The 24,575-nt window shown below is 70.2% G+C and carries 23 protein-coding genes; 13 read left to right on the forward strand and 10 right to left on the reverse strand.

Features of this window, described 5'->3' with window-relative positions:
* Nucleotides 1–38 precede the first annotated feature (38 nt).
* Nucleotides 39–1,121 (forward strand): ferredoxin--NADP reductase, encoded by a 1,083-nt coding sequence (locus tag A5712_RS13565; RefSeq protein WP_068105646.1) that lies wholly within the window; start codon nucleotides 39–41, stop codon nucleotides 1,119–1,121.
* 28 nt (nucleotides 1,122–1,149) lie between these two features.
* The gene (locus A5712_RS13570) at nucleotides 1,150–1,683 is read left to right on the forward strand and encodes a hypothetical protein (protein WP_068105649.1); all 534 of its coding nucleotides are present in this window, start codon (nucleotides 1,150–1,152) and stop codon (nucleotides 1,681–1,683) included.
* Between the two features lie 82 nt (nucleotides 1,684–1,765).
* Here the strand turns inward: A5712_RS13570 and A5712_RS13575 are convergent, their stop codons facing one another.
* Nucleotides 1,766–3,877, reverse strand: coding sequence for an acyl-CoA dehydrogenase (locus A5712_RS13575; protein ID WP_068105653.1), 2,112 nt, complete (start codon nucleotides 3,875–3,877; stop codon nucleotides 1,766–1,768).
* Between the two features lie 280 nt (nucleotides 3,878–4,157).
* On the opposite strand from A5712_RS13575, the gene kstR reads away from it, so the two are divergent.
* Nucleotides 4,158–4,757 carry a cholesterol catabolism transcriptional regulator KstR gene (gene kstR, locus A5712_RS13580; protein ID WP_197519380.1) on the forward strand — a complete coding sequence of 200 codons (600 nt, stop codon included), beginning with the start codon at nucleotides 4,158–4,160 and terminating at the stop codon, nucleotides 4,755–4,757.
* Here kstR and A5712_RS13585 read toward each other — a convergent pair.
* Nucleotides 4,754–5,833, reverse strand: a complete 1,080-nt coding sequence (locus A5712_RS13585) for a LacI family DNA-binding transcriptional regulator (RefSeq protein WP_068105654.1) — start codon at nucleotides 5,831–5,833, stop codon at nucleotides 4,754–4,756. The two genes, kstR and A5712_RS13585, sit on opposite strands and share 4 nt — an antisense overlap.
* 117 nt (nucleotides 5,834–5,950) lie before the next feature.
* On the opposite strand from A5712_RS13585, the gene A5712_RS13590 reads away from it, so the two are divergent.
* The 6 genes from A5712_RS13590 to A5712_RS13615 are packed head-to-tail and all read left to right on the forward strand — an operon-like array spanning nucleotide 5,951 to nucleotide 11,507.
* Nucleotides 5,951–6,853: a metal ABC transporter solute-binding protein, Zn/Mn family gene (locus A5712_RS13590; RefSeq protein WP_068105657.1), complete on the forward strand. Its 903-nt coding sequence runs from the start codon at nucleotides 5,951–5,953 to the stop codon at nucleotides 6,851–6,853.
* 8 nt (nucleotides 6,854–6,861) lie between these two features.
* Nucleotides 6,862–7,686 (forward strand): metal ABC transporter ATP-binding protein, encoded by an 825-nt coding sequence (locus A5712_RS13595; RefSeq protein WP_068105661.1) that lies wholly within the window; start codon nucleotides 6,862–6,864, stop codon nucleotides 7,684–7,686.
* A complete protein-coding gene (locus A5712_RS13600; RefSeq protein WP_068105664.1) occupies nucleotides 7,683–8,543 on the forward strand; it encodes a metal ABC transporter permease in 861 nt (286 codons plus the stop codon). Before A5712_RS13595 ends, A5712_RS13600 begins: the two co-directional genes overlap by 4 nt.
* A gap of 21 nt (nucleotides 8,544–8,564) precedes the next feature.
* The gene (locus A5712_RS13605; protein ID WP_068105667.1) at nucleotides 8,565–9,323 is read left to right on the forward strand and encodes a LamB/YcsF family protein; all 759 of its coding nucleotides are present in this window, start codon (nucleotides 8,565–8,567) and stop codon (nucleotides 9,321–9,323) included.
* Nucleotides 9,323–10,243, forward strand: coding sequence for an MBL fold metallo-hydrolase (locus tag A5712_RS13610; protein ID WP_068105670.1), 921 nt, complete (start codon nucleotides 9,323–9,325; stop codon nucleotides 10,241–10,243). Before A5712_RS13605 ends, A5712_RS13610 begins: the two co-directional genes overlap by 1 nt.
* A 22-nt stretch (nucleotides 10,244–10,265) precedes the next feature.
* A complete protein-coding gene (locus A5712_RS13615; protein ID WP_068105673.1) occupies nucleotides 10,266–11,507 on the forward strand; it encodes an SLC13 family permease in 1,242 nt (413 codons plus the stop codon).
* 10 nt (nucleotides 11,508–11,517) lie between these two features.
* On the opposite strand, the gene A5712_RS13620 is transcribed toward A5712_RS13615, so the two are convergent.
* Together A5712_RS13620 and A5712_RS13625 are read right to left on the reverse strand one after the other, a co-directional pair.
* On the reverse strand, nucleotides 11,518–11,829 hold the full coding sequence (locus A5712_RS13620) for a DUF3303 domain-containing protein (protein WP_068105679.1): 312 nt from the start codon (nucleotides 11,827–11,829) through the stop codon (nucleotides 11,518–11,520).
* A 112-nt stretch (nucleotides 11,830–11,941) separates the two neighbouring features.
* Entirely contained in the window at nucleotides 11,942–14,554 is a 2,613-nt protein-coding gene (locus tag A5712_RS13625; protein ID WP_068105685.1) for a LuxR family transcriptional regulator, read from the reverse strand.
* Nucleotides 14,555–14,724: 170 nt separating this feature from the next.
* Between A5712_RS13625 and A5712_RS13630 the strand changes: the two genes are divergently transcribed.
* Entirely contained in the window at nucleotides 14,725–16,113 is a 1,389-nt protein-coding gene (locus A5712_RS13630; RefSeq protein ID WP_068105693.1) for an NAD(P)/FAD-dependent oxidoreductase, read from the forward strand.
* Here the strand turns inward: A5712_RS13630 and A5712_RS13635 are convergent.
* The 6 genes from A5712_RS13635 to carD form a co-directional block, all read right to left on the reverse strand.
* Nucleotides 16,110–17,069, reverse strand: coding sequence for a glycerophosphodiester phosphodiesterase (locus tag A5712_RS13635; RefSeq protein ID WP_068105697.1), 960 nt, complete (start codon nucleotides 17,067–17,069; stop codon nucleotides 16,110–16,112). The two genes, A5712_RS13630 and A5712_RS13635, sit on opposite strands and share 4 nt — an antisense overlap.
* Nucleotides 17,070–17,140: 71 nt before the next feature.
* The gene (rlmB, locus tag A5712_RS13640; RefSeq protein ID WP_068105701.1) at nucleotides 17,141–18,070 is read right to left on the reverse strand and encodes a 23S rRNA (guanosine(2251)-2'-O)-methyltransferase RlmB; all 930 of its coding nucleotides are present in this window, start codon (nucleotides 18,068–18,070) and stop codon (nucleotides 17,141–17,143) included.
* 11 nt (nucleotides 18,071–18,081) lie between these two features.
* The gene (cysS, locus tag A5712_RS13645; protein WP_068105704.1) at nucleotides 18,082–19,491 is read right to left on the reverse strand and encodes a cysteine--tRNA ligase; all 1,410 of its coding nucleotides are present in this window, start codon (nucleotides 19,489–19,491) and stop codon (nucleotides 18,082–18,084) included.
* A gap of 49 nt (nucleotides 19,492–19,540) precedes the next feature.
* Entirely contained in the window at nucleotides 19,541–20,032 is a 492-nt protein-coding gene (gene ispF, locus A5712_RS13650) for a 2-C-methyl-D-erythritol 2,4-cyclodiphosphate synthase (RefSeq protein WP_068105709.1), read from the reverse strand.
* The gene (ispD, locus tag A5712_RS13655) at nucleotides 20,029–20,715 is read right to left on the reverse strand and encodes a 2-C-methyl-D-erythritol 4-phosphate cytidylyltransferase (RefSeq protein ID WP_068105712.1); all 687 of its coding nucleotides are present in this window, start codon (nucleotides 20,713–20,715) and stop codon (nucleotides 20,029–20,031) included. The genes ispF and ispD overlap by 4 nt, the downstream gene beginning before the upstream one ends.
* 16 nt (nucleotides 20,716–20,731) lie before the next feature.
* Nucleotides 20,732–21,220, reverse strand: a complete 489-nt coding sequence (gene carD, locus A5712_RS13660; RefSeq protein ID WP_003419482.1) for an RNA polymerase-binding transcription factor CarD — start codon at nucleotides 21,218–21,220, stop codon at nucleotides 20,732–20,734.
* A 290-nt stretch (nucleotides 21,221–21,510) separates the two neighbouring features.
* Here carD and A5712_RS13665 point away from each other — a divergent pair, with 290 nt between their 5' ends.
* The 3 genes from A5712_RS13665 to disA are packed head-to-tail and all read left to right on the forward strand — an operon-like array spanning nucleotide 21,511 to nucleotide 24,571.
* Nucleotides 21,511–22,023 carry a hypothetical protein gene (locus A5712_RS13665; protein WP_068105716.1) on the forward strand — a complete coding sequence of 171 codons (513 nt, stop codon included), beginning with the start codon at nucleotides 21,511–21,513 and terminating at the stop codon, nucleotides 22,021–22,023.
* A gap of 50 nt (nucleotides 22,024–22,073) precedes the next feature.
* Nucleotides 22,074–23,501, forward strand: coding sequence for a DNA repair protein RadA (radA, locus tag A5712_RS13670; protein ID WP_068105719.1), 1,428 nt, complete (start codon nucleotides 22,074–22,076; stop codon nucleotides 23,499–23,501).
* Nucleotides 23,498–24,571, forward strand: a complete 1,074-nt coding sequence (gene disA / locus A5712_RS13675; protein WP_067011390.1) for a DNA integrity scanning diadenylate cyclase DisA — start codon at nucleotides 23,498–23,500, stop codon at nucleotides 24,569–24,571. The genes radA and disA overlap by 4 nt, the downstream gene beginning before the upstream one ends.
* The last annotated feature ends 4 nt before the right edge of the window (nucleotides 24,572–24,575 follow it).

A 24,575-nucleotide genomic window follows, 5' to 3' on the forward strand; every position in this document is an offset into this window, starting at 1 on the left:
TAACATGTTCTAGTTGTGTCGAAAGGAAGGGACGGGGCTTGACGGAAGCGATTCCCGACGAACCGCTGGGTGACCACGTCCTCGAACTGCAGATCGCCGAGGTGATCGCGGAGACCGACGAGGCGCGGTCGCTGGTGTTCGCCGTGCCGGACGCACCCGGCGATCCGGGCATCCCGCCGGAGCGGCTGCGCTACGCGCCGGGCCAGTTCCTGACGCTGCGGGTTCCGAGCGAGCGCACCGGGTCGGTGGCGCGTTGCTACTCGCTGTGCAGCTCGCCGTTCACCGACGACGCGCTCACGGTCACGGTCAAGCGCACCGCGGACGGGTACGCGTCGAACTGGCTGTGCGAGCACGCGCAGGCGGGCATGCGCATCCACGTGCTGGCGCCGTCGGGCAACTTCGTGCCCAAGACGCTCGACGACGACTTCCTGCTGATGGCCGCCGGCAGCGGGATCACCCCGATCATCTCGATCTGCAAGTCGGCGCTCGCCGAGGGCAGCGGTCAGGTGACGCTGCTCTACGCCAACCGCGACGACCGCTCGGTGATCTTCGCCGAGGCGCTGCGCGAGCTGTCGGCGAAGTACCCCGAGCGGCTCACCGTTCTGCACTGGTTGGAATCGTTGCAGGGCCTGCCCGGTGCGACGTCGCTCGCGAAGCTGGCCGCGCCCTACACCGACCGGCCCGTATTCATCTGTGGGCCAGGCCCTTTCATGGATGCGGCGCGCGTCGCGCTGGAGGGGCTGAAAGTGCCTGCGGCGCAGGTGCATATCGAGGTGTTCAAGTCGCTGGAGTCCGATCCGTTCGCGGCGGTCAAGATCTCCGACACCGCCGAAGGCGACCAGCCCCCGGCCACCGCGGTGGTGGAGCTGGACGGCGAGACGCACACCGTGTCGTGGCCGCGCCACGCCAAGCTGCTCGACGTCCTGCTCGCCAAGGGTCTCGACGCCCCTTTTTCGTGCCGGGAGGGGCACTGCGGCGCGTGCGCCTGCACCCTGCGCAGCGGCAAGGTCAACATGGAGGTCAACGACGTCCTGGAGCAACAGGACCTCGACGACGGCCTGATTTTGGCCTGTCAATCTCGCCCCGAATCTGATTCGGTGGAAGTCACCTACGACGAATAGGCGCGTAGCGAACCGGAAGGGGGCGCCGATGAAGCGGCTATTACCGGGCTTTGCGGTCGTCGGGGCCATGCTGGCGTTGCTGCCCAGTCCCGTTGCGTTCGCCGCGAGCAACGAGGCCACCAGCCTGTTCCCGCTGGACGGGCCCAACCAGCTCGAGACGCACGCCTTCCTCAACTGCATCAGGGCCGACGGCCACTGCGACTTCACCGTCGGCGCGGATACCCGCACGCCCGACGGCGTGACCGGCTTCCCGCCGGGCCTGTGGGCCCGCCAGACCACCGAGGTTCGGTCACCGAACCGGCTGGCCTACCTGGACACCCACGCCAACGGCCAATTCGAAAGGGTTCACAAGGCGATGGGCTCCGACGAGATCACCACCGTCTACTTCGGGGAGGGGCCGCCGGACAAGTACCAGACGTCCGGCCGCATCGACTCCGCCGACTGGCAGACGGGCCAGTCCAAGACCGATATCAGCGTGATCCTCTGCACCCACATCCAGGTGGTCTACGGCGGGGTCAACATCACCTCGCCCAGCACCTGCGCGCAGACGACGTTTTCGTAGGTTCCCCATCGCCGAGCCTGTAAATCTGCAGACAAAGCCCGAGTAGCGGCCTGCAGAATTACAGGCTCGGCGAAGCGGGCGCCTACCGCGGCAGGCCGAGAAGCCGCTCCGCGGCGACGGTGAGCAGGATCTGCTCGGTCCCGCCGGCGATGGTGAGGCAGCGGGTGTTGAGGAAGTCGAAGACCGCTTGGTTGCGGACCAGGCCGCCGCCCTCCGCGACGTCCATCGCGTATTCGGCCAACGCCTGCCGGTAGCGGACGCCGATGAGCTTGCGCACGCTGGACTGCGCGCCCGGGTCCCGGCCGCCGACGGCGAGCTGGGCGATGCGCTGGTCCAGCAGCGCGCCGACCGCGGCAGTGGCGAGTAAACGGCCAAGCTTGTCTTGCTGAGACACGTCCAGGTCGATCTCCGCCAGCACCCTGAGCAGTTCTTCCATCGGGTTGCCCAGCGCGGTTCCGGAGGCCATCGCGATCCGCTCGTTGGCCAGGGTGGTGCGGGCCAGCCGCCAGCCGTCGTTCACCGCGCCGACCACCATTTCGTCGGGGACGAACACGTTGTCCAGGAAAACCTCGTTGAACAGCGAGTCGCCGGTGATCTCACGCAGCGGCCGGATCTCGAGGCCCGGCGATTTCATGTCCACCAGGAAGTAGGTGATGCCCTTGTGCTTCGGGGCGTCGGGGTCGGTGCGCGCCAGGCACACGCCCCACCGCGCCTTGTGGGCGGCGGACGTCCACACCTTCTGCCCGGTGAGCAGCCAGCCGCCCTCGCCACGGACCGCCTTGGTGCGCAGCGACGCCAGGTCGGAGCCGGCCCCCGGCTCGGAAAACAGTTGGCACCAAAGGAATTCGCCGCGCAGGGTGGCCGGGACGAAGCGCTCGACCTGTTCGGGCGTGCCGTGCTCGAGGATGGTGGGCGCCGCCCACCAGCCGATCACCAGGTCGGGGCGCACCACGCCGGCCGCCGCCATCTCCTGGTCGATCAACAGCTGCTCGGCCGGGGAGGCGCCGCGCCCGTACGGCGGCGGCCAGTGCGGCGCCTGCAGGCCGGCCTCGGCCAACGCCACCTGCCGCTTTTCTTCGGGCAGCGCAGCGACCTCGGCGACGGCCGCCGCGATCTCGGGTCGCAGCCCCTCGACCTCGGAGAGGTCGATTCCCAGGCGGCGTCGCACCCCCGCCTGCGTCAGCTCGGTGATGCGGCGCAACCAACGCTCGGCGCCACCCAAGAACCGCCCGATGGCATGCGCCCGGCGCAGGTACAGGTGCGCGTCGTGCTCCCAGGTGCAGCCGATGCCGCCGAGCACCTGAATGCAGTCCTTCACGTTGGCCTTCGCGGCGGCGATGCCTGTGCTCGCGGCCAGGGCCGCGGCGATCGAGAACTGGGCCGGATCGGCCTCGGCCGCGGCCCGGGCGGCGTCGGCGGCCGCCACCCCGGCCTGCTCGGCGCGGCACAGCATCTCCGCACACAGGTGCTTGACGGCCTGGAAGCTGCCGATCGGCTTGCCGAACTGCTCGCGCACCTTGGCGTACGCGACCGCGGTGTCCAGCGACCACCGGGTGATGCCGGCGGCCTCGGCCGCCAGGACGGTCGCGGCCAGCTCCTCGACCCGTTGCGCCGAATCCGCGACGACCGTGACCGGCGCCGACGTCAGCACCACCCGGGCCAGCGGCCGGGAGAAGTCGGCGGCCGGCAGCGGCTCGAGCTCCACACCCTCGCCGCCGCTGTCGACGAGCAGCCACTTCCCGTCGGCGGGCAGGAGCACGACGGCGCCTTCCGCCGCGCCCAGCGCCCACGGCAGCGTGCCCGACGCGCGTGAGGTCTGGCTGTCGAACCGCACCTCGCCTTCCAGCGCCAACCCGGCGAAGCGTTCCCCGGCGGCCAGGGCGGCCAGCAATTCGGGCTCCTCGACGACAAGGGTGGCCAGGGCGGTGGTGGCAACCGGCCCGGCGACCAGCGCCTTTGCCGCTTCCTCGACCATCGCGCACAGATCCTCGATGCTGCCGCCCGCCCCGCCGCGGTCCTCCGGGATCGCGACCCCGAACAGCCCCAGGTCGGCCAGGCCCGCGAAGACCGGCCGCCACGCGTCGGGGTTGCCCTGCTCGACCTCGCGTACGGCCTCACTCGTTGATGAGCTTCGCGCCCAGTCGCGCACCAGCGCACGCGCGGCGAACTGCTCGTCGGTGACGGTCGCTACCACCCTCTGGTCCTCCGCGCGCTTGGTTTGGGATGACGGGGCACTCTGACTACTTGAAAGCCCACTAGAACGTGTTCTAATAGTGCCAGCGATCGAGCGTCAAGTCGAACGCCATTACAGCAGTACACGTCGTTGTCCCTGCTGCGGGGAGGTGGGAAATTTACGCCCAGCATGCGTATCGTTTGCGAACGAGCCACCTCGAGAAGGAGCACGCCCTCAAATGTCGTCAGCCAACCCGAACGCGGCCGACGTGCCTGACTCGCAGCCACGCGAGGTCATGAACGTGGCGGTCCTCGCCGAGTCCGAGCTCGGCTCGGAGGCGCAACGGGAACGCCGCAAGCGCATCCTGGACGCCACCATGGCCATCGCGTCCAAGGGCGGCTACGAGGCGGTCCAGATGCGCGCCGTCGCCGACCGGGCCGACGTTGCGGTGGGCACGCTGTACCGGTATTTCCCGTCGAAGGTGCACTTGCTGGTGTCGGCGCTGGGCCGGGAGTTCAGCCGCATCGATGCGAAAACCGACCGCTCCGCGGTCGCCGGGGGCACCCCGTTTCAGCGGCTGAACTTCATGGTCGGCAAGCTGAACCGCGCGATGCAGCGCAACCCGCTGCTCACCGAGGCCATGACGCGGGCCTACGTGTTCGCCGACGCCTCGGCGGCTAGCGAGGTCGACCAGGTCGAGAAGCTCATCGACAGCATGTTCGCGCGGGCGATGTCCGACGGCGAACCGACCGAGGACCAGTACCACATCGCCCGGGTGATCTCGGACGTGTGGCTGTCCAACCTGCTCGCGTGGCTTACCCGCCGCGCCTCGGCAACCGACGTCAGCAAACGGCTGGACCTGGCCGTGCGGTTGCTGCTGGGCGAACACCAGCCCAGCTAGGCCGGCGGTCCGGCGGTGCGGCCCCGGATCAGCTCGGTGTCCAGGAGTTCGACGACCGGCAGGCCCGTGCGTGGCGGCCTCATCAGCAGTTCGCCCGCCCGATGGCCCTTCTGCAAGCTGGGCTGCGCAACGGTGGTCAAGCCGCGCCCGATCGCCTCGGGCACGCCGTCGAAACCGGTGACGCTCATCTGGCCGGGCACGTAAATGCCATGGGCGCGAAGATAATCCATCGCCGAAAGCGCGAGTATGTCAGCGGTACACATCAGCGCCGTGATCCGCGGGTTGGCCTCCAGCGCCGCCTTGGCGGCGGCGCCTCCCGATTCGGGTAGGTGCTCGTAGCTTTCCACGACGGTCAGCGAATCCGGGTCGACGCCGGCGGCGGTCATCGCCTCCCACACGCCGACGATGCGTTCGCGTTGCACGTCGAAGGCCGGTGACCGCAACCGGTCGGCGTCCACCAGGCCCTGCCGGCGCTCCCGGCCCAGCCGCATGGTCAGCAAACCGATCTCGCGGTGTCCGAGCCCGAGCACGTAGTCGGCCAGCTCACGCATGGCCGCCCGGTCGTCGATGCCCACCCGGGACACTCCGGCTAGGCCCTTGGGCTGGTCGACCACCACGACGGGCACGCGCCGCTGCAGCACCACCTCCAGGTAGGGGTCGTCGTTGCAGGCCGAATACACCACGAAGCCGTCGACCCCGGCCCCCAGCACCGCAGCCGTGCCGTCCTCGAGGCTGCGGCTCGCGCCGACGGCGACCAGCAGCAGGCCCTGACCGAGTTCCTCGCACGACTGCGCGACCCCCGCCACGAAATCCCGCGCCGCCGGGTCGGAGAAGAAATAGGTCAACGGTTCGGCCATCACCAGGCCCACCGCGCCGGCCTTGCGGGTCCGTAGCGATCGCGCCACCGGGTCGGGTCCCGCATAACCCAGCCGCTTGGCCGTCGCGAGGACCCGTTCACGTAGGTCGGCGGACAGCTGATCCGGCCGGTTGAAGGCGTTCGAGATCGTCGTGCGCGAAACCTTCAGTTCGTCGGCCAAAGACGCCAGAGTCGCACGCCGACGCGGAGTGGGACTCACGCTCGGTGACGCTACAGCGGTTCGCTGTCGGCGCACACGAGGCGGCGCTGCGCCACTTTCTAATGGAAACGATTTTCATTAGTATTATGGGTCGGCCGCGGGCGCGAGAGGACAGGGATGGCAGTCAATATGGGGCGTCGGCTTTCGGCCGTCCTGATTGCCCTGACCGGCTTGATTGCACTCACCGGCTGCGCCGGTTCGACGCGCGCGCAGGCGGCCACCGTGGTGGCGTCCACCGACGTGTGGGGCAGCGTGGCCAGCGCCGTCACCGGCCACCACGTCGCGGTCAAGTCCATCCTGACCGGCTCCGATACCGATCCGCACTCGTACACCGCCAGCCCGTCGGACGCCGCCGCGCTCACCGACGCCGCCCTGGTCGTCTACAACGGCGGCGGTTACGACCCCTGGGTGGACCAGGTCCTCACCAGGCATCCGCGGGTCAAATCGGTCGACGCCTACTCGTTCGTCCATGCCGCGGCCGACGGGGAGCCGCCGAACGAGCACGTCTTTTACGACCTGGGCGTCGCCAAGTCGGTCGCCTCCTCGATCGCCGACCGGATGGCCGTCATCGACCCGGCCAACGCCGCCGACTACCGGGCCAACGCCGCCGCGTTCTGCCGCGCCGCCGACGCGATCGCGAACTCCGAGCACGCCATCGCGGGCGCGTATCCCGACGCCGGAGTGATCGCGACCGAGCCAGACGTGGAGTACCTGCTGGCCGCGTCGGGCCTGGTGAACCGCACCCCGGCCGCGTTCGCCGCCGCCAGCGAGAACGAAACCGACCCGTCGCCGGCCGACATGGCCAAGGTGCTCGACATGATCAAACGCCGGCAGGTCGCCGCGCTGCTGATCAACCCGCAGACGTCCAGCTCCGCGGTGAACGGGCTTCAGGACGCCGCGCGGCGCGCGGGGGTGCCGGTCACCCAGGTGAGCGAGACGCTGCCCGACGGCACCGACTACCTGACCTGGCAGCGCGACACCGTCAACCAACTGCTGGCCGCGCTGCGGTCGAGCCGATAAGCACCGCCGTGACTGTCGAAGCGGTCCCCGCCGTCCACGGCCATGCCCACACCGTCTCGCTGTCCGGCGCCCGGCTGGCGTTCGGCGACCGGGTCCTGTGGGACCACCTCGACCTGTCGGTGCGGCCCGGCGAGTTCATCGCCGTGCTGGGACCCAACGGCAGCGGCAAGACGTCGCTGCTCAAGGTCCTGCTCGGGCAGCTGCCCCTGAGCGGGGGCGTCGCGTTGGTCGACGGCCGGCCGATCACCTCCGGCCGCGGCAGCATCGGCTATGTCCCGCAACACCGCCCGATCGACCGCGAGGTGATGCTGCGCGGGCGCGACCTGGTGCGGCTGGGCATCGACGGGCAGCGGTGGGGCGCGGCGCCGCTGCGATCCGCCGAGCGGGGCCGCCGCCGTGCGGCCGTGTCCGAGGCGCTGCGTCAGGTCAACGGCGAACAGCTGGCCGGCGTCCGGGTGGGCGTCATGTCGGGCGGCGAGCTGCAGCGGGTGCGGATCGCCCAGGCGCTGGTGAGCGACCCGATGCTGCTGCTGTGCGACGAACCGCTGCTGACCCTGGACCCGGCGAACGCGAAGCTGGTGTCGGCGCTGATCGACCGGCGCCGCCGCGAGGCCGGAACCACCGTCATCGTCGTCACCCACGAGATCAACACGATCCTGCCGTACGTGGACCGCGTGCTCTATCTCGTCAACGGCCGCTTCGAGGTCGGCACCGTCGAGCAGGTGATGACCAGCGAGACGCTCTCGGCGCTGTACCGCGCCGACATTCAGGTGGTGAAGGTGCGGGACCGCTACGTGGTGGTCGGTGAGCCGGACGACGGGTGCGGTGGATGAACCGCCGGCTCGCCGACATGCTGCACCACCTGTTCTCCTTTGACCTCACCGCCGACCTGCTCCGCCACGACTTCGTCCAGCAGGCGGTGGCCGCGGGCGCGCTGCTGGGTCTGGTGGCCGGGCTGATCGGGCCGTTCATCGTGATGCGCCAGATGTCGTTCGCGGTGCACGGGTCCAGCGAATTGTCGCTGACGGGAGCGGCTTTCGCGTTGCTGGTCGGGTTCGAGGTGGGGGCCGGGGCGCTGATCGGCAGCGCCCTGGCGGCGGCGCTGTTCGGGGTTCTCGGCCAGCGGGCCCGCGAGCGCGACTCGGTGATCGGCGTGGTCCTGGCCTTCGGGATGGGCCTGGCGGTGCTGTTCATCCACCTCTATCCCGGGCGGACCGGGACCGCTTTCGCGCTGCTGACCGGCCAGATCGTCGGCGTCGGCTACACCGGCCTGACCATGCTGGCGCTGGTCTGCCTGCTCGTCGTCGCCGTGCTCGGCACGTGCTACCGCCCGCTGTTGTTCGCCACCGTCGACCCCGACGTCGCGGCCGCGCGCGGTGTCCCGGTCCGCGTGCTGGGCATCGTGTTCGCCGCGCTGGTCGGCGTGGTTGCCGCCCAGGCCGTGCAGATCGTCGGGGCGCTGCTGGTGATGTCGTTGCTCATCACACCGGCGGCCGCTGCGGCGCGGGTGATCGCGTCGCCGGCGGCGGCGATCGTGGCCTCGGTGGCCTTCGCCGAGGTCGCGGCCGTCGGGGGCATCGTGCTTTCGCTGGCCCCGGGCGTGCCGGTGTCGGTGTTCGTCGCGGCGATTTCCTTTGTCATCTACCTGTTTTGTTGGCTCCTCGGGCGACGCCGCGAGGTCCCCGCCTGACGTCCCCCATAAGCTGGGCGGGTGGCCGCTATCGACCTCAACGCCGACCTGGGCGAGGGCTTCGGCGTCTGGCGCCTCGGCGACGACGACGCCATGCTCGGGATCGTCAGCAGCGCCAACGTGGCGTGCGGATTCCATGCCGGGGACCCCGCCGGCCTGTTGCGGGTGTGCCGGTCGGCCGCCGAGCGCGGCGTGCGCATCGGCGCTCAGGTGAGCTACCGCGACCTGGCCGGGTTCGGCCGACGCTTCATCGACGTCGCCCCCGACGACCTAGTCGCCGACGTGGTGTATCAGATCGGCGCGTTGCAGGCGATCGCGCGGGCGTCCGGCTCGGCGGTGTCCTACGTCAAACCCCATGGCGCGCTGTACAACACGATCGTGACCAACCGAGAACAGGCGGCGGCTGTCGCGGCGGCGGTGCACCTGGTGGACGCGGCGCTGCCGGTGCTGGGCATGGCGGGTTCGGCGTTTTTCGAGGAGGCCGGCCGCCTTGGCTTACGCACGGTGGGCGAGGCGTTCGCGGACCGCGCGTACCGGCCCGACGGCCAATTGGTCTCGCGTCGCGAACCCGGCGCGGTGCTGCACGATCCGGCGGCGATCGCCGAGCGCGTGCTGGCCATGGTGGCCTCGGGGCGGGTAACCGCGACCGACGGCACGCAGGTCGGCATCAGCGTGGAATCGGTTTGCGTGCATGGTGATTCGCCCGGCGCGGTGCGGATCGCGACCGTGGTGCGCGATCGGCTGGAGGCGGCCGGCGCCGAGATCGGGGCGTTCTGCTGATGCGGGCCAAGCTCGGCCGCCCCGACCTGGCGCGGTACGCGGACCGGTTCGACGTGCCATTGGCGGGACCCGATGCGGCGCTCGCGGCGACCTGGATGGGTGTGGCGACGCTGCTGCTCGACGACGGGTCGTCGGCGCTACTGACCGACGGCTACTTCTCGCGCCCCAGCCTGGCGCGGGTGGCCGCCGGCAAGGTGTCGCCGTCACCGGCGCGCGTGGACGGCTGCCTGGCCCGCGCCAAGGTCTCCCGGCTGGAGGCGGTCATCCCGGTGCACACCCACATCGACCACGTGCTGGACTCCGCGCTGGTCGCCGACCGCACCGGCGCGCGGCTGGTCGGCGGAGAGTCGGCCGCCAACGTCGGCCGCGGATACGGGCTGCCCGAGGACCGCATCGTCGTCGCGACGCCAGGTGAGCCGATTCGCCTGGGCGCCTTCGACGTAACGCTGGTGCAATCCCATCACTGCCCGCCGGACCGGTTTCCCGGGACCATCGACGAGCCGCTGACCCCACCGGTACGGGCGTCAGCCTACCGCTGCGGTGAGGCCTGGTCGACGCTGGTGCACCATCGCGCGTCGGACCGGCGGCTGCTGATCCAGGGCAGCGCCGGTTTCGTCAAGGGTGCGCTGGACGGCCGGCGCGCCGAAGCCGTCTATCTGTCCGTCGGACAGCTGGGCCTGCGGCCACGGTCCTACATCCTCGACTACTGGGCCGAGACCGTGCGCGCCGTGGGGGCGCGCCGGGTGATCCTGATCCATTGGGACGACTTCTTCAGCCCGCTGTCAAAGCCGTTGCGGGCCTTGCCGTATGCGGGCGACGACCTGGACGTGTCGATCGGGGTCCTGGACGAGCTGGCGGCGAGCGACGGTGTCGCGCTGCACATGCCGACCGTGTGGCGACGCGAAAACCCCTGGGCGTGAAGCGGTTTAGGCCAGCAACTTGATGGGACTGACCGCCGCGCTGTTGTTGCTTGCTGCCGTGCTCGTGTTCGCGGTCGTCCGCCCGAGGGGTTGGCCGGAGGCGGTGGCGGCGGTTCCGGCGGCGCTCATCGTGATCGCGGTCGGCGCGATATCGGTGCGTCAGGCGGCCCAGGAGGTGGCCGGGCTCTCGGGAGTGGTCGCCTTCCTCGGCGCGGTCCTGGTGCTGGCCAAGCTGTGCGACGACGAGGGGCTGTTCGAAGCGGCGGGCGCGGCGATAGCGCGGGGGCGCGTCTCGTCGGGCGGCCTGCTGCGGCGGGTGTTCGTCGTCGCCTCCCTGATCACCGCCGTGCTGAGCCTGGACGCCGCCGTGGTGCTCCTGACCCCGGTGGTCCTGGCCGCCGTCCGCCGGCTGCGCACCCCACCGCGGCCCTACGCCTATGCCACCGCTCACCTGGCCAACGGCGCCTCCCTGCTGCTGCCGGTGTCGAACCTGACCAACCTGCTGGCGTTCCACACCGCGAACCTCTCGTTCACCCGGTTCACCGTGCTGATGGCGTTGCCGTGGCTGGGCGCGATCGCGGTGATCTACGCGATCTTTCGCTGGTTTTTCGCCGGCGACCTGCGCGTCCAGCCCGACGCCGAGGAGATCGGCCCGGCGCCGCGGCCGCCGGTGTTCGTGTTGGTGGTCGTGGGACTGACCCTGGCCGGGTTCGCGGTCGGCCAGTCCGTCGGGGTCGCCCCGGCGTGGGTGGCGCTCGCGGGTGCGGCGGTGCTCGCGGTGCGCAGCCTGAGCCGCCGGCGCACGTCCGTGGCCGAGATCGCGCGTTCGGCGCACGTCTCGTTCCTGGTGTTCGTGCTGGCACTGGGAGTCGTGGTCCGGGCGGTCATGCTCAACGGCATGGACAAGGCCATGTCCGCCGTGCTCCCGTCCGGTTCGACACTGCCCGCGCTGCTCGCAATCGCCGCGATCGCCGCCGTGCTGGCCAACGTCGTCAACAACCTGCCCGCCACGCTGGTGCTGCTCCCCCTGGTCGCGCCCAGCGGTCCGGTGGCGATTCTGGCGGTGCTGATCGGGGTGAACGTCGGCCCCAACCTGACCTATGTGGGTTCGCTGTCGAACCTGTTGTGGCGCCGCGTGCTTCGCAGGCACGAAGTCGATGCCGGCGTCGGCGAGTACACCCGCCTCGGGTTGTGCACGGTGCCCCCCGCGCTGGTGGTCGCCGTGGTCGCGCTGTGGGCGTCCACGCGGTTGCTGGGCGTGTGAGGCGCGTGGTTCAGCCGACCGCCTCCCTGAACGCCACGCCCTGCTGCAGCGCCTGCACGGAGTCGGCGATGTCGAGGACGGGATAGATCTGGTAATCCAGGATGGTGGCGAATTGGCTTGTGGTCTCGACCAAGTCGGCCGGATTGTCGGTCTCGACCACGGCGAATCCGCCACCGCCGTCGACGCGCCCGACAAACTGGTGATACGTGGTGCTCTGCGGCGGCGACCACTTCGAGTAGGCGGCCAACCCCCGTCGCAAGCTTTCGTCGTTCTCCGCGGCCGTGCCGTTCAGGCGGTAAGTCCAAGACACTACGTACTTCATCGCTCACTCCTTTTCTGGTCGGGCCAACTGGGCTCTGCAGGCACGCTACGGCCGACCTGAGGCGCGCGAACGAGTAGCCGAGTACTCGAATTTCAGTCGCGGCCCGCCGCGGCTACCCGCCGCCCGGTCCCGATCGCACGATCGAGGCCAGCTCCTCGCGCGATTGGGCGCCCACCCGCTGGCAGGCCCGGTAGATGTGGCCCTCCACGGTGCGCACCGACATCACCAGCTTCTCGGCGATCTGGCGGTTGGACAGACCGGCGACGACGAGTTCGACGACGTCGCGCTGGCGACCCGACAGCTTGATTCCCTCCGGGGTTCGCAGGGCCGGTGTGCAAAGGCCGCCGCACTCGTCAGCCAGTTCCCTCGCCAGCGCGGCGGCGTACAGCGCGCGCTTGTGCTGCTGGCTTCCGGCGAATGCGACGGAGGCCTGCGCCGCGGCGTCGGCGGCCACGGCCTTGTCACCGATTGACCGGTAGGCCGCCGAGGCGGCTAGCAGGCCGTCGCCGTCGCCGCCGAGCAGAGCCTTCGCATGCAGCGCGATCGCGTCTGCCAGCGGCAGTGACAACGCCTCGGCCAGCTCCGCCGCGCGGGCCGCCCCAAACGCGTCGCCCCACTGCGCCGCGGCCTGGATGCACGCCAACTCGTGGGTGGGCTGGCCGCGGTCGCGGGCAAGTTGTGCCGCTTCCCGCACGGCGGCGACGGCCTCGCCGAGGCGACCGCTCGCCGCCATCGCCCACCCGTCGGCCAGCGACAAGCCGGTGTGCATGAACAGGTAGTCGGCCGGCACCGCCGCGCGCGCCCCGGCCGCCGCGTCGTTCGCTTCGGCGGCCTGGCCGAGTTTGGCGTGCGCCTCGGCCAGCGCAAAGTAGCTGGCCGCGCGCAAACCCGTCGTGACGGAGTGCATTTGCACTCTGGCAACCGCCTCGTGCAGCAATCGGGCCGCGTCGGTGACGGCGCCGCGGACCAGGTCGGCGTTGCCGAGCAACAGGGCCAGGTTCGCGTAGGCCAGGCCGGGGACGTCCCGGGCCGAATCGGCCAATTGCTTTGCGGTGCCGACGAATTCGTCGATGCGTCCGGTCAGTCGACAGGCCCGGCCGTACACCGCGCCGAACCAGAACCGCAACTGCGACGCCTGAAACGACGTGGTCGCGCGCCGCAGCGCCTGCTCGGCGACGCCAGAGAGGCCGTCAACCTCACCGAGTGCGCCCATCGCCATGATCAACGCGAGCGCGGCCAGCAACGCGTGCAGATCCGGCAGCGCAGCGAAGGCCAAGGCGCTCCGCGCCCTTTCGGCCGCCGGCTCACAGCGCGCCGATATCGCGTCCAGGCACGCCTGCACCGCCAGGCGTTCGGCGACCTGCGCCTCGGTCTCGGCACCCGCAGCAAGTCCGTCCAAGATCACGCCCGCATCGGCGGGCTTGCTGAGGATCCACATCAGGTTGATCGCCCGGATCGTCGCCCAGTGGTGACCGTCGGGGCCGTCGACCAAATCGCGCAGCGCCGCCTCGGCCTGCTCGCCGCGTCCGAGCAGCACCAGGTTCATCGCCCGCACGCCGGCCGCCCCGGGCGCCCCGGCCCGCGCGGCGGCCGTCGCGAACCGGTCGGCCAGGTCCAGATCCAGCAGCGTCATGGCATGCCGCGCCGCTTCCAGATACAGGTCGGGTTCGGGCTCGAGATCCGATTCGAGGTGCAGCAGCGCGCGGCGAACGGTGGCCTGCATGTCGGTGTCGGCGTTTTTGGCCAGTCGGCAAGCGAGCTTGCCCCGGAGCGACGACAAGTACATCTCGCCGGCGCTCGCGCGGCGCAGCTCGCCGAACAGGGGATGTGCCAGCCGGGCCATCAACCCGCCGGCGGTGCGTTCGACGCTCACCAGGCCCATGCTTTCGGCGACCGCCAAATCCCGGCGGGGCACCAAGTCGCACAGCACATCGACGGCGAGCGGCTCGCACTGCGACAGCATGTCGATCACCAGCGCCGGCTTTGGGCTCAGCCGACCCAGCTGGCGGCCCACCGTGTCGGACAGGCTCGGCGACACCGCGACATCGCCGTCCCATATCCACACCCCGGCGACCTGCCGCATCTGGCCCGCCGCGACCTGATCGGACAGCAACTGCCGGAGGAACAGCGTGTTTCCGCCGGTCAGCTTCCGGAACCGGGTCGCGCAACGCGCGTCGATGGGACCGCCCAGCGTGCTCTCGATCACCTCGCGCGTGGCCGCGGCCGAAAGCGGTTCGAGGTCCAGGCGAGCGAGCAATCCCTCCTTCCACAACGCCGTCACGGCATCCGGTTCGTCACTGCCGGTGCGGATCGTGACCACCAGCCGCACCCCGCCCGACTGGGCCAGCTCGTGGACGACGAGGGCGGACAAGCCGTCCAGCAGGTGCGCGTCGTCAACCCCGACCACGACGCGACCGCGTCGCTGTTGTGCGACAAACGAATTGATCACCCGCCGCACGTTGGTCAGCGGGTCCGACATCGCCTCGCCCAGCAGGCCGATGAACGCCCCGAGCGGCAGCGCACGTGCGGATTCGGTGCCGACGATCCACTGCGTGCGCTCACCGGAAGCCTCGGCGCGCCGCAGCGCTTCGCGGGCCAACCAGGTTTTGCCCACACCGGCCGCTCCGGCGATCAATACGCCGGAGTGGTTGCCAGCCCCGCCCAGGGCGCGACGGACGAGCGCCAGTTCGCTGTCCCGCCCGGTCAGCGGTTTACCGCTGATCACTCGGCGACTATAACCGGTTGTCTCCGCGCCTAACAGGCCATTTCATCCGCGTTTCGGTGCCGGATCGGCGACGCCGGCGGCGAAGTGGCGTAGCCGACTACGCTATCGGCGCCCACGGTTTGCTGTGAGCATCGCTTTTGTCAGCTGGCGGCTCGGCGAAGGCGGTAAGCATGATCAAGATCGGCAGTAACGCGGTGGTACTGGGAGCGAGCATGGCCGGTCTGCTGACCGCGCGGTCGCTCGCCGATTTCTTCGACACGGTGACGGTGGTGGAGCGCGACCCGCTGCCCGACGACCACGCCGGTCGACGGGGCGTTCCCCAGGGGCGGCACCTGCACGCCCTGTTGCCCCGCGGCGCCCAGGTGATCGAGGAATTCTTCCCCGGCGTGCTCGACGAGTTGGTTCTCGACGGCGCGCAGTACTTCGACGGGCGCGATCTGTCGCGGCTCCACTACAACGTCGGCGGGCACCTGTTGGCGCAAAGCGGCAGCGCCACGTCTTTTACGGCCTACTGCGCGACGCGGCCCTTCGTGGAGGGTCACGTCCGTCGGCGGGTGCGCGAGATCCCCAACGTCGTGGTGCTGGACGAGCACAACATCGTCGGCCTGACCGCGACCCCCGATCGCCGTCGCGTCACGGGGGCGCGGGTGGTCAGCCGCCGCACCGGCGAATGCGCCGTGCTGAAGGCCGATTTGGTGGTCGACGCCACCGGCCGTGCCGCGCACACCCCGGGGTGGCTGGAGGGTCTGGGATACGACCGCCCGTCCGAGGACCGTGTGGTGGTGCACTTGACCTACGCGAGCCAGCGCCTGCGCATGGCCGCGGATACGCCGCACGAACTGGGTTTCCTGGTCGGCATCGTGCCGGGCACCCCCAGAGGCGTCGGCTTGCTGCACTGCGAGAACGACACGTGGATCTTCACGGTGATCGGCATCGCCGGTCACGAGCCCGAGGGTGGCGACCTTGCGGCGATGTGCGATTTCGTGGCCGATTGCGCGCCCGGCCACCTGCTGGACGCGGTGCGGCGTGCCGAACCGATCGGCGAGCCGGTGCGCCACAAGATGCCGTGCAGCCAATGGCGCCGTTACGACAAATTGCGCCGCTTCCCGGAGGGCCTGCTGGTCACCGGCGACGCAGTGTGCAGCTTCAACCCGGTCTATGGCCAGGGCATGACCGTGGCCGCACTCGAGGCGCTGGCGCTGCACGACTGCTTGTCAAGCGGCACAGACGATTTGGCGCGGCGGTTCTTCCGCGCGGCGGCGGTGCCGATCCGCCAGGCCTGGCAGCTGTCAACCAACCCCGACCTTGCGCTGCCCGAGATCGAGGGCACCGCGCCGCTGTCCGCGCGGCTGCTGAACGGGTACCTGGATCGCGTTCTCAAGGCGGCCGAAACCGACGTCGCCGTGGTGGATCAGTTCGTCCGGGTGACCTCGCTGGTCGACCCCGCGACCAAGCTGCTGCGCCCGGGGATGATCTGGCGAGCCGTCCGTGCCCGCCGCCAGGGCAGCGACGAGATGGACACGGCAGCCGGGGTTTTGGCAAACAGCGTGGCGCACTAGCCCCGGCGGTAGGCCGGCGGCAGCGGCATGCCGAGCGCGGCCATGACGGCGCGGGCCCGGGTCGGGAAGTCGGTGATGATGCCGTCCACGCCGTAGGCGATCTGCTGGCGCATGGCGTCGGCGTCGTTGACCGTCCACGGAATCACCTTGAGCCCCAACGAATGCGCGCGATCGACGTAGGGCTTTCCGGTGACCAGCGCATAGTTTGGCGAGACGGCGTTGGCGCCGACCAGCAGCGCCCCGAGCGTCGGGTCGCCGACGGCACCGGCGTCGATGCCGTTCAGCCATGGCGAGCCCGGGGACCAGGTCTCCTCGTTATACAAGGCCACCAACGGGATTGACGGCTCGGCCCGGTGCACCATGGGCAGGGTTCGCCAGTCGAAGCTCTGAATTTCCACGCGATCGACCTTGCCGCCCGCCCGAACCGCGGCCAGTATCACGTCGACGAATTCCTGCGGTTCGGCCGACGCTCCCGGGTGGTCGGCCTCCACCTTGGTTTCGACGTTGTAGCGCACGCCGGCCCGGTACGAGTCGGCGAGCGCGAAGACCTCCGGCAGCGTCGCGATCTTGTTGCCGCGCACCACCTCCGCGTCAGGGAACTCGGCGAGCCGCTTGCCGCAATCGAGCGTGCGAATCTGCACCAGGGTGAGCTCGTGCACCAACTTACCGACGTAGGGGTAGGCCGGGTCGCCGGCGAACGCCGGCGCGGTGTCGGCGCACTTGTCCGCCTGGATCGTCGGGTCGTGCCACACCAGCGGCTGGCTGTCCTTCGATAGGACGATGTCGAGTTCCAGTGTGCTGACGCCGAGTTCGAGCGATTTGGCGAATGCCCGCAGCGATTCCTCGGTCGTCTCGCCCCGCCCGCCGCGGTGGGCCTGCAGGTCGAATTCGGGAGTTTCCGCGGACGCCGGCCCGGAAAGCAGCACCGCCAACACCAGCAGCGCCACGGCCCACATCCGCGAGCAGACACAAAAGCCCCCAACTCTTCGGCGTGTCGGGGGCTTTTCTGTCTGCTCGGCCAGAGGACTCAGCCCCTGCGCTGGCGGGCGATTTCGGCCAACACCACCCCGGCGGCCACCGAGGCATTCAGCGATTCGGTTCGGCCCGCCATGGGAATCGAGACCACCTCGTCGCAGGTCTGCCGCACCAACCGGGACAGCCCCTTGCCCTCCGAGCCGACGACCACCACCAGCGGGTCGGTGCCGTCCAGATCGTCGAGCGCGGTGTCACCGTCGGCGTCCAGCCCGATGACGCGCAACCCGCTGTCGGCCCAACCCTTAAGCGCCCGAGTCAGATTCGGTGCCCGCGCCACCCGCAACCGCGCCGCCGCCCCGGCGCTGGTACGCCAGGCCACCGCCGTCACCGACGCCGATCGCCGCTGCGGGATCAGCACGCCGTGACCGCCGAACGCCGCGACCGAACGGACGATGGCGCCGAGGTTGCGGGGATCGGAGATGTTGTCCAGCGCGACCAGCAGCGCGGGCGGCGATCCGGCCGCGGCCGCGAGCAGGTCGTCGGGGTGGGCGTAGTCGTACGGCGGCACCTGCAGCGCGATGCCCTGATGCAGGTGATTCGTGGTCATCCGGTCCAGGTCGGTGCGCGGCACCTCGAGGATCGCGATCCCCAAATCCGCTGCGCGGGAAACGGATTCGGTGAGCCGCTCGTCGGCCTCGGTGCCCAGCGCCACGTAGAGCGCGGTCGCGGGGACGCCGGCGCGCAGACACTCCAGCACCGGGTTGCGGCCCAGCACCGTTTCGGTCTCGTCGGTGCGCTTGGCGGGCCGGCGGGGCGCCGATTGGGCGCGCCTGGCGGCGGGGTGGTTGGGGCGCAGGTGCGCCGGCGGGGTGGGACCCCGGCCCTCCAGCCCCCGGCGGCGCTGGCCGCCCGAGCCGACGACTGCGCCCTTCTTGGTGCCGGATTTGCGTACCGCCCCGCGGCGCCGCGAGTTGCCGGCCATCTACTTGACTGTCACTTTTCTGGACCGCCCTGCAGTTCCCACTGCGGGCCGTCGGCGGTGTCGGTGACCTCGATGCCGGCGTTCTTGAGCCGATCCCGGATCTCGTCGGCGAGCGCCCAATTGCGTTGCTGGCGAGCCTTTTCCCGGTTTTCGATCTCGGCCGCCACCAGCACGTCGACGGCGGCCAGCGCGGCCGACGTCTCGTCGCGAGTCTCCCAGCGTTCGTCGAGGGGGTCGCAACCCAGGATGCCCATCATCGCGCGGATGGCGCCGGCGTGCTTGAGCGCGCCCTCGTGATCGCCCGAATCCAGCGCCCGGTTGCCTTCGGCGCGGGCGTGGTGCACCTCGGCCAGCGCGATCGGCACCGCCAGGTCGTCGTCGAGGGCCGCGGCGAACTTGGGCGTCCACTCGCCCGGCTCGAAGGCGCCGACGCGGCTGCGCACTCGGTGCAGGAACTCCTCCACTCCCACATAGGCTTTCACGGCGTCCTGCAGGGCGGTTTCGGAAAATTCCAGCATCGACCGGTAGTGGGCGCTGCCCAGGTAGTAACGCAGTTCGGCCGGGCGCACCCGCTGCAACATCGCCGGGATGGCCAGCACGTTGCCCAGCGATTTGCTCATCTTCTCGCCGCCCATGGTCACCCAGCCGTTGTGCAGCCAGTAGCGAGCGAAGCCGTCCCCGGCGGCGCGGCTCTGTGCGATCTCGTTCTCGTGGTGCGGGAAGATCAGGTCCATCCCGCCGCAGTGGATGTCGAATTCCGGCCCGAGGTAGGTACGCGCCATCGCCGAGCATTCCAAATGCCAGCCGGGACGCCCCCGGCCCCACGGCGAGGGCCAGGACGGCTCGCCGGGCTTTTCGCCCTTCCACAGGGTGAAGTCGCGCTGGTCGCGCTTGCCGGTCGCGACGCCCTCGCCCTGGTGGACGTCGTCGACCCGGTGCCCGGACAACGCGCCGTACTCCGGGTAGCTGAGCACGTCGAAGTACACGTCCCCGCAGGCCGCGTACGCGTGGCCGGTTTCGATCAGGCGTTCCATTAATTCGACCATCTGGGTGATGTGCCCGGTGGCCCGCGGCTCCGCCGACGGCGGCATGACGTCCAGGGCGTCGTAGGCGGCGCTAAAGGCCCGTTCGTAGGTGGCCGCCCACTCCCACCACGGCCGGCCGGCCGCGGCGGCCTTGGCCAGGATCTTGTCCTCGATGTCGGTCACGTTGCGGATGAACGCCACGTCGTAGCCGCGGGCGATCAGCCAGCGGCGCAGGATGTCGAAGGCCACCCCGCTGCGGACGTGCCCGATGTGCGGCAGGCCCTGAACCGTTGCGCCGCAGAGGTAGATGGAGACGTGCCCGTCGCGCAGCGGAACGAAATCACGCACGGCACCGGCTGCCGTGTCGTGAAGCCGCAAATTGGGGCGATCGGTCACGACGTGCCAGCTTACCGGGTACTTCGGGGCGCCCGGCCGAGCGCGTGGCCTACAGGACGCTCACTCGATTGCGCACGACGAGCGCGGTCGCGATCGCGGCCAAGCCTTCGCCGCGCCCCGTCAGACCCAGCCCGTCCGTCGTCGTCGCCGACACCGAGACCGGCGCCCCCACCAAACGCGACAGGACCTCCTGCGCCTCGGCGCGCCGCGGGCCTACCTTGGGGCGGTTGCCGATCACCTGCACGGCGGCGTTGCCGACCCGATAGCCCTGGCGGGAGACGAGCGCGACGACGTGCCGCAGCATGTCGGCGCCGGTGATGCCTTTGACGCGCGGGTCATCGACGCCGAACACCGCCCCTACATCGCCCAACCCGGCGGCCGACAACAGCGCGTCGCACAGCGCGTGCGCGCCGACGTCGCCGTCGGAGTGGCCGGCGCAGCCGTCGTCGTCGGGAAACAGCAGCCCCAGCAGCCAGCACGGCCGCCCGGGTTCGATCGGGTGCACGTCGGTGCCCACGCCGACCCGCGGCAGCTCGGTCACCGCCGCACGACCGTTTGCGCCAACAACAGATCCAGCCGGGTGGTGATCTTGAAGGCGAGCGGGTCGCCGTCGACCACCTGCACCTGGCCGCCGACGTGTTCGACCAGCGACGCGTCGTCGGTGAAATCGGCGGTCCCCGCGCGCTCGTAGGCGCGCAGCAGCAGATCGGTGGCGAAGCCCTGCGGCGTCTGCACGGTGCGCAGGCCGGCCCGCTCCGGCGTGCCCAGGACCACCCCGTTGGCATCCACGGCCTTGATGGTGTCAGACAACGGCAGCGCGGGCACGACGGCCGCGTGGCCGGACCGCAACGCGTCGACCACCCGCACGATCAGCCCGGGCGGCGTCAACGCCCGGGCGGCGTCGTGCACGAGGACGAACTCCGCGGACGTGGGCAGGGCGGACAGCGCCAGGCGCACCGATTCGGTGCGGTCGGCGCCGCCGGCGACGACGGCGGCCCGGTCACCCAGCAGCTGCCCGGCCTGGTCGATACGGTCGGCGGGCACGGCCACCACGACGTGGTCGACGGCGCCGGAATCCAGCAGCCCGGAGACGGCGCACTCCAGCAGGGTGCGCCCGTCGAGTTCACAGAACGCTTTCGGGATGCCGGCGGCCAGCCGCTGACCCGACCCGGCGGCCGGGACGATTGCAACTACTTTGCCCGGGACGCCGGTTTCGTCGGCCACCAGAGCGTCAGGGCCTTCAGGAAGCGGCGGCCAGAACCTCGTCGAGGATGGTCTCCGCCTTGGCGTCGTCGGTGCTCTCGGCTAGCGCCAGCTCACCGACCAGAATCTGGCGGGCCTTGGCCAGCATGCGCTTCTCGCCCGCGGACAGTCCGCGCTCCTGGTCGCGGCGCCACAGGTCGCGCACCACCTCGGCCACCTTGTTCACGTCGCCGGAGGCGAGCTTTTCCAGGTTGGCCTTATAGCGGCGGGACCAGTTGGTGGGCTCTTCCGTGTGGGGAGCGCGCAAAACCTGGAAGACCTTGTCCAGGCCCTCCTGGCCAACAACGTCGCGAACACCGACGTACTCGGCGTTTTCGGCGGGTACTCGAACGGTCAGGTCACCCTGCGCGACTTTCAAGACGAGATACTCTTTTTGCTCCCCTTTGATGGTCCGGGTTTCAATCGCCTCGACTAACGCAGCACCGTGATGTGGATAGACAACGGTGTCGCCGACCTTGAAGATCATCTGATTCGAGCCCCTTTCGTTACTTCATGCTAGCACGGCGGCCCTAGGCGTGCGGAACAACGGTGCAGGTCAGGGGCACAACACGGGCGGATTAGGGGTTGACAGGCGGAGCGGGACGTGCAAGGGGTCACACTACGCCGGTCCCGATCGGGCCCGAGCAGCCACCCCTGCGGGGCCCTGCCGCGCTGGTCCGGTGCCCTGCGCTACCGTCGCGAAGACCTTCCTACTACTGTGCATAGTTGCATAGTCGAACCACTGACATGGTGGGTCAGCCGAGCAGGAGGCTTTGAGTGAACCGCTTCGCCGTCGTCGGTCTGGTCGCCCTGGTCGCCGCCCTGCTCAGCGGTTGCGGAGCCGGTCAGATCTCCCAAATGGCCACCCAGGAACCGGCGGTCAACGGCAACAAGGTCACGGTCAACAACGTGGCGCTGCGCGACGTCCGGATGCAAGCCGTCCAGACCGGCGACTTCCTGCAGCCGGGCAAGACGGTGGACCTGGTGGCGGTCGCCGTCAACCAGTCGCCCGACGTCCCGGACCGGCTGGTCAGCATCACCAGTGACGTCGGCGCCGTGACGATCGGCGGCGACGGCCGGCTGCCCGCGGGCGGCACGCTGTTCATCGGCACGCCCGACGGCCCGAAGGTGGCGCCGGGCCCCATCAACAACGCGGTCAAGGCGACGGTGGCCCTGGCCAAGCCCATCAGCAACGGCCTGACCTACAGCTTCACCTTCAACTTCGAGAAGGCCGGGCCGGCCACCTTGCTGGTCCCGATTTCGGCGGGAGTGGGCGCACAACCCGCCTGACTCGGCCTGTCTTTCCGGGGCTTGTCACACCGGCCCGATACCGTCATGACGTGGCACATGCGCGCTCCCAATATCGCTGCTCGGAATGCCAGCACGTCACCGCCAAATGGGTGGGCCGCTGCCTCGAGTGCGGCACCTGGGGCACCGTCGACGAGGTGCCCGCGCTCGCCGCGGTGGGTGGACGCGCCCGGCGTCCCGCGGGGGCGGCTTCGCGGGCCGTTCCGATCAGTTCCATCGAGCCGACCGCCAGCCACCACCGCTCGACCGGCATAGGAGAACTCGACCGCGTGCTCGGCGGCGGCGTGGTGCCCGGCTCCGTCACGCTGCTGGCCGGTGATCCCGGCGTGGGCAAGTCGACGCTGTTGCTCAAGGTCGCCCACCGCTGGGCCCAGTCGGGCCGGCGCGCGCTGTACATCTCCGGTGAGGAGTCCGCCGGCCAGATCCGGCTGCGCGCCGACCGGATCGACTGCGGCGGTGACGAGGTATACCTGGCCGCCGAGTCCGACGTGCACACGGTGCTCGAACACATCGCCACGGTCCGGCCCGCGCTGGTGATCGTGGACTCGGTGCAGACCATGTCCACCACCGAGGCCGATGGCGTCCCCGGCGGGGTCACGCAGGTGCGCGCGGTGACCGCGGCGCTCACCGCGGCCGCCAAGGCCAACGGCGTCGCGATGATCCTGGTCGGCCACGTCACCAAGGACGGCGCCATCGCCGGGCCGCGCTCCCTGGAACACCTCGTCGACGTGGTGCTGCACTTCGAGGGCGACCGCAGCGGCACGCTGCGGATGATCCGGGGCATCAAGAACCGGTTCGGCGCGGCCGACGAGGTGGGCTGCTTCACGCTGCACGACAACGGAATCGAGGGCGTCGCCGACCCGTCGCACCTCTTTTTGGATCAGCGGCCGGCGCCGGTCGCCGGCACCGCGATCACGGTGACGCTGGACGGCAAGCGGCCGCTGATCGGCGAGGTCCAGGCGCTGCTGGCGACGCCCGGCGGCGGCTCGCCGCGCCGAGCCGTCAGCGGCATCGACCACTCCCGCGCCGCGATGATCACCGCCGTGCTGGAGAAGCACGGCAGGTTGGCCGTCGCCATGAACGACATCTACCTGTCCACCGTGGGCGGCATGCGGTTGACCGACCCGTCCTCGGATCTCGCCGTCGCGATGGCGCTGGCCTCGGCGTATTCCGACCTGCCCTTGCCGACGACGGCGGTGATGATCGGTGAGGTGGGGCTGGCGGGCGACCTGCGGCGGGTCAGCGGCATGGAGCGACGGCTAAGTGAGGCCGTGCGTCAGGGATTCAGCATCGCGCTCATCCCCGACGGCGACGATCCGCGCCGCGAGATAGTGCCGGGCGGGATGCGAGCGCTGCGGGCACCCACCATCGACGCGGCGCTGCGACACATGAAAGCCATCGCCGAGCGCGGCACTGGCTGGACGCATAACGCAGTGGGGCCGCACAATGACACGCTGTGACCCGTCCGACACTGCGTGAGACCGTCGCCCGCCTGGCGCCGGGCACCGGGCTGCGCGACGGCCTGGAGCGCATCCTGCGCGGCCGCACCGGCGCGCTGATCGTGCTGGGCAACGACGACAACGTCGAGGCCATCTGCGACGGCGGCTTCGCCCTCGACGTCCGGTACGCGCCGACGCGGCTGCGCGAGCTGTCCAAGATGGACGGCGCCGTCGTGCTGTCCACCGACGGCAGCCGCATCGTCCGGGCCAACGTGCAGCTGGTTCCGGACCCGTCGATACCGACCGACGAATCGGGAACCCGGCACCGCTCGGCGGAGCGGGCCGCGATCCAGACCGGCTACCCGGTGATCTCGGTCAGCCACTCGATGAACATCGTCACCGTCTACGTCGACGGCGAGCGCCACGTGGTGGCCGATTCGGCGACCATCCTGTCGCGGGCCAACCAGGCCATCGCGACGCTGGAGCGGTACAAGACCCGGCTCGACGAGGTCAGCAGGCAGCTGTCCCGGATGGAGATCGAGGACTTCGTCACCCTGCGCGACGTGATGACGGTGGTGCAGCGGCTCGAGTTGGTCCGGCGCATCGGGCTGGTGATCGACTACGACTGCGTCGAGCTCGGCACCGACGGGCGCCAACTGCGGCTGCAGCTCGAGGAGCTGTTGGGCGGCAACGACCTGGCCCGTGAGCTGATCGTGCGCGACTACCACGCCAGCCCCGAGCCGCTTTCCGAGGCGCAGATGACCGCGACCCTGGATGAGCTGGACGCGCTGTCGGATACCGAACTGCTCGACTTCACTTCGCTGGCAAAGGTTTTCGGCTACCCGACGACGACCGAGGCGCAGGACTCGGCGCTCAGCCCGCGCGGGTACCGCGCCATGGCGGGGATCCCGCGGCTGCAGTTCGCCCACGCGGACTTGCTGGTCCGGACCTTCGGAACGCTGCAGGGCCTGCTGGCGGCCAGCGCCAACGACCTGCAATCGGTCGACGGCATCGGCACGATGTGGGCCCGCCACGTGCGGGAGGGGTTGTCGCAACTGGCGGAGTCGACGATCGCCGACCCGCTCACCTGAGCTC

The sequence above is a fragment of the Mycobacterium sp. E2327 genome (assembly GCF_001672675.1).
GTDB lineage: Bacteria > Actinomycetota > Actinomycetes > Mycobacteriales > Mycobacteriaceae > Mycobacterium.

Bases quoted from the DNA above. Each gene is read 5' to 3' on its own strand.
- rlmB (WP_068105701.1), bottom strand. From the start codon at position 18,070: ATGGCCGGCAACTCGCGGCGCCGCGGGGCGGTACGCAAATCCGGCACC.
- A5712_RS13570 (WP_068105649.1), top strand. From the start codon at position 1,150: ATGAAGCGGCTATTACCGGGCTTTGCGGTCGTCGGGGCCATGCTGGCG.
- A5712_RS13600 (WP_068105664.1), top strand. From the start codon at position 7,683: ATGAACCGCCGGCTCGCCGACATGCTGCACCACCTGTTCTCCTTTGAC.
- carD (WP_003419482.1), bottom strand. From the start codon at position 21,220: ATGATCTTCAAGGTCGGCGACACCGTTGTCTATCCACATCACGGTGCT.
- A5712_RS13610 (WP_068105670.1), top strand. From the start codon at position 9,323: ATGCGGGCCAAGCTCGGCCGCCCCGACCTGGCGCGGTACGCGGACCGG.
- A5712_RS13615 (WP_068105673.1), top strand. From the start codon at position 10,266: ATGGGACTGACCGCCGCGCTGTTGTTGCTTGCTGCCGTGCTCGTGTTC.
- A5712_RS13635 (WP_068105697.1), bottom strand. From the start codon at position 17,069: ATGTGGGCCGTGGCGCTGCTGGTGTTGGCGGTGCTGCTTTCCGGGCCG.
- A5712_RS13620 (WP_068105679.1), bottom strand. From the start codon at position 11,829: ATGAAGTACGTAGTGTCTTGGACTTACCGCCTGAACGGCACGGCCGCG.
- A5712_RS13590 (WP_068105657.1), top strand. From the start codon at position 5,951: ATGGCAGTCAATATGGGGCGTCGGCTTTCGGCCGTCCTGATTGCCCTG.
- A5712_RS13630 (WP_068105693.1), top strand. From the start codon at position 14,725: ATGATCAAGATCGGCAGTAACGCGGTGGTACTGGGAGCGAGCATGGCC.